Source organism: Synechococcus sp. R6-7, assembly GCF_047461695.1.
GTDB lineage: Bacteria > Cyanobacteriota > Cyanobacteriia > Thermostichales > Thermostichaceae > Thermostichus.
Genome location: NZ_JANSHS010000400.1, coordinates 1 through 3,407, shown reverse-complemented (window position 1 = coordinate 3,407; position 3,407 = coordinate 1). Strand labels below are relative to the sequence as shown.

General features: G+C 60.8%; 3 protein-coding genes. 2 read left to right on the top strand and 1 reads right to left on the bottom strand.

The window, feature by feature from the left end; genetic code table 11:
- Positions 1–1,348 (top strand): NAD(P)/FAD-dependent oxidoreductase (locus tag NW815_RS11540; protein WP_414416034.1); only part of this gene is annotated, 1,348 nt, incomplete at its 5' end.
- Positions 1,349–1,413: 65 nt separating this feature from the next.
- On the top strand, positions 1,414–2,121 hold the full coding sequence (locus NW815_RS11535) for a glycerophosphoryl diester phosphodiesterase membrane domain-containing protein (protein ID WP_414416033.1): 708 nt from the start codon (positions 1,414–1,416) through the stop codon (positions 2,119–2,121).
- A gap of 58 nt (positions 2,122–2,179) precedes the next feature.
- Here the strand turns inward: NW815_RS11535 and mnmA are convergent, their stop codons facing one another.
- A complete protein-coding gene (mnmA, locus tag NW815_RS11530) occupies positions 2,180–3,286 on the bottom strand; it encodes a tRNA 2-thiouridine(34) synthase MnmA (protein ID WP_414416032.1) in 1,107 nt (368 codons plus the stop codon).
- Positions 3,287–3,407 lie beyond the last annotated feature (121 nt).

Sequence of the window (3,407 nt, the reverse complement as noted above, 5' to 3'; positions counted from 1 at the left end):
CAGCAGTGTTCAGCGTAAATGTATCAGCATGGGCAAAGTTGTCATCATTGGGGCGGGGCTGGCCGGCTTGGCTTGCGCCAAAGTGCTGAGCCAGGCGGGGTGGAGGGATGTCCTGGTTCTGGAAAAAAGCGACGGCCCTGGGGGGCGGGTGCGTACCGACAAGGTGGATGGCTTTCGCCTGGATCGCGGTTTTCAGGTGCTGTTCACCGCCTATCCCAAAGTGCGACAGCATTTGGATCTGGGCAAGCTCGATCCCCGTCCCTACCGGCCCGGCGCTATTTTGGCTCAACCCGGTCGCTGCTGGCTGTTGGGGGATCCCCTACGGGATCTGTCCAGCCTTCTCCCCTCTTTGCTCAACCCCTTGGCCAGCTTTGGGGACAAGCTCAAGGTGCTGCAATTGCGATCCGAGCTGGCGCGCCGCAGCCCGGAGCAGGTTTTTCAAGAAGGGCTAGGGGGATCCGATTGCTCGTTGCGGGAGTTTCTGGAGCAGTACGGCTTTTCCCAACAGATCTGCCAGCACTTTTTCTACCCCTTTTTCCGCGGGATCCTTCTAGATCCGGATCTGGGCAGTAGCGCCCGCCTCTTTGCCTTTTATTTCAAGATGATGGCCGAGGGCTCCATCGTCACCCCGGCCTTGGGCATGGGAGAACTGGCCCGACAACTGGCCGGTCACCTGTCCCCCGAACAGATTCGCTACCAAACCCCGGTGGAGCGCATCCTGGCAGAAGACGGGAAAGTGCGCGGGATCCGCACCGCCAAGGGTGAAGAGATCCCTGCCGAGTGGGTAGTTTGTGCTACTGATGCCCCTCAGGTACGGGCCTGGCAGGCGGAGCTGTGCCCTCAGGCCCCCACCCCCATTCCCACCCAGGGGCGAGCGGTGACCTGTCTCTACTTCTGCGCCCCCTTTTCCCTCAGCCGCGGCGCCTACTTGTACCTCAACGCCACCGGCCAGGGCTGGATCAACCATTGGGTCCAACTTACCCGCATCAGCCCGGCGCTGGCTCCTCCTGGCCAACACCTGTATTCGGTGGTGGTGCTAGGGGATCCCCCCTTGAGGGACGAGGAACTGGCCCAAGCCTGCCGGGCCGAGCTGCAAACTTACTTCCCCGTCGCGGCAGCGTCGCGTAGCGATAAAGCCCCCTTGGAGCAACTGCGCCTGCTGCGGGTGTACCGGATCCCTTTTGCCCAGTTTGTACAACCCCCCGGCTTTCAGCAGCATCTGGTTCCCACCTTTAGCGGCCTGCCGGGCCTTCTCTGGGCTGGAGAGTACACTCACCAGAGCAGCATCGAGGGATCCCTGCGCAGCGGCGAACAGGCAGCGGCGTGGATTCTCCAAAAATCGGCGTAAATCTGTACAAAGCAATACAGACTTTCTTAAGCCTATTCCCAGCAACAAAGCTGGGATCCCGTGGTATGAAGGGGGTGGACTTGGTTGCCCACGAGGATCCCTCTGTCATGCAAAACGCTACCCTCAGCCCCATCCCGCTCCTGCAGCGGTCATTCGAGATGGCGGGCCCCATCTATGGGCCGCTGCTGATCCTGGCCTCTCCTGGCTTTATTGTTTCCATTGTCGCAGAGCTAATCCCGCTTGCCGGTGGGATCCTCAACTTGGCCTATGGCCTGATCGGCCTGCCTATCCTAGCAGGGGCAGCCTTTTGGCTGGTGGATCAGCACTTGAAGCAGCGAACTCCCCCGCTGGGCAACAGCCTGGATCGGGCTGTCTCTAGGGCAGTGCCTCTGGTATTCGGCAACATCCTGCTGGTGCTGATTGTCTCGCTGGGGATGCTGCTGCTTGTACTTCCCGGCATCTACTGGGGGATAAGGCTGGCTTTCACGCCCTGCGCGATTGTCCTGGAAGACAAAGGTGCCACGGAAGGGTTGGGCTACAGTTGGAACCTCGTCAGGGGCCGTTGGTGGGGGGTGTTTTGGGCATTTCTGGCCGTGGGTTTGATCTTCGGCATCGCGATCCTGATTTCGTTTTCTGTTGGGGGGATCCTGGGAGATACCCTAGGTGCGGCTGTGGTTGGGAATGCTGCCGCCACGGCAGTTGCGCCTATCCTCGATATCTATACAGTGCTCCTGTTCCGATCCCTGCAGCAGCTGCAAGCGCAAGCAGCGTAGTTTGGCTTGCCCTCACCCCCAATCCTTCCCCCCTGGCGAGAGGGAAGTTGCAGTTGGCCTAGGGAGAAGGGCGCTCCAGGATCCCTCCCCCCAGCAGGAGATCCCCGTGGTACCAGACGGCGGCTTGGCCAGGAGTGACCCCAAACTGCGGCTCGGCAAACTGCAGCTTTACCCGCTCTGGCGATTCCGGGATCACCATGGCGGGCACTGGGGGGGTACGGTAGCGCACCTGAACCTCAACAGCCAAGGATGCCGTCGGCGCCGGGATAGAGACCCAGTTGACTTGGCTTACCCACGCTTCAGCCTGGGTAGCCTCCTCCCGTTCCCCCACGACAACGCGGTTCATGGCCGCATCGATGCGCACCACGTAAAGCGGACGGGAAGAGGCAATCCCCAACCCCTTGCGCTGGCCCACCGTGTAGTGGTGGATGCCCTCATGGGATCCCAGCACTCGCCCCTGGGTATCGACGATTTCCCCTGGCCTTTGCCCAAGGTACTGATCCAAAAAGCTCCGCATCGAGCCATAGGTTTCAATCAAGCAGAGATCCTGGCTTTCGGGCTTATCGGCTGTAACCAGCCCATAGCGGGCGGCCAACTGGCGGGTTTGGGCCTTGGTGTACTCGCCCAAGGGGAAGAGGCTATGGGCTAGGTGCTCTTGGCTGAGGTCGTAGAGAAAATAGGACTGATCCTTCTGCCGATCTACCGCCCGCAGGAGTTGGTAACGTCCTAGCCCGGCGTTAAAGCGCACCCGTGCGTAGTGGCCGGTGGCCATCTGCGAGATGCCCAGCTTTTCGCGGGCATAGGCCAGCAACGGGCCGAATTTCACCAGCTTGTTGCATTGGGAGCAGGGCAGGGGAGTAATGCCCTCCGCGTAGCCGGCTACCAGGTAATCGACAATGTTGGCCTGGAACAGCTCGCGGCTATCCACCACATGGTGCGGGATCCCCAGCTGCTCACAAACAGCTGCCGCATCCACCAAGCCTTCGGTGCAGCACTGGCCCTTCCCCCTCATGAGCCAGAGGGTGACCCCCTCCACGGCGTAGCCCTGTTCCTGCAGCAAGGCCGCCACCGTAGAGCTATCCACACCCCCAGAAAGGGCCGCCACAATGCGGGGCCGCGACGGGGATGCAACGGGTGAAACCGATGAGTGGGGGCTGATAACCATTGAGACAAGGGATCCTAGGAAAAGAAAGGCTCAGCCGGAAACAGAGGAGGCCTCTCTCTGGGGATTGGGGAACCCGGAACAAGCTGAGCCGGGATCTTTACTTTAGCCTTCCTCAGAATTG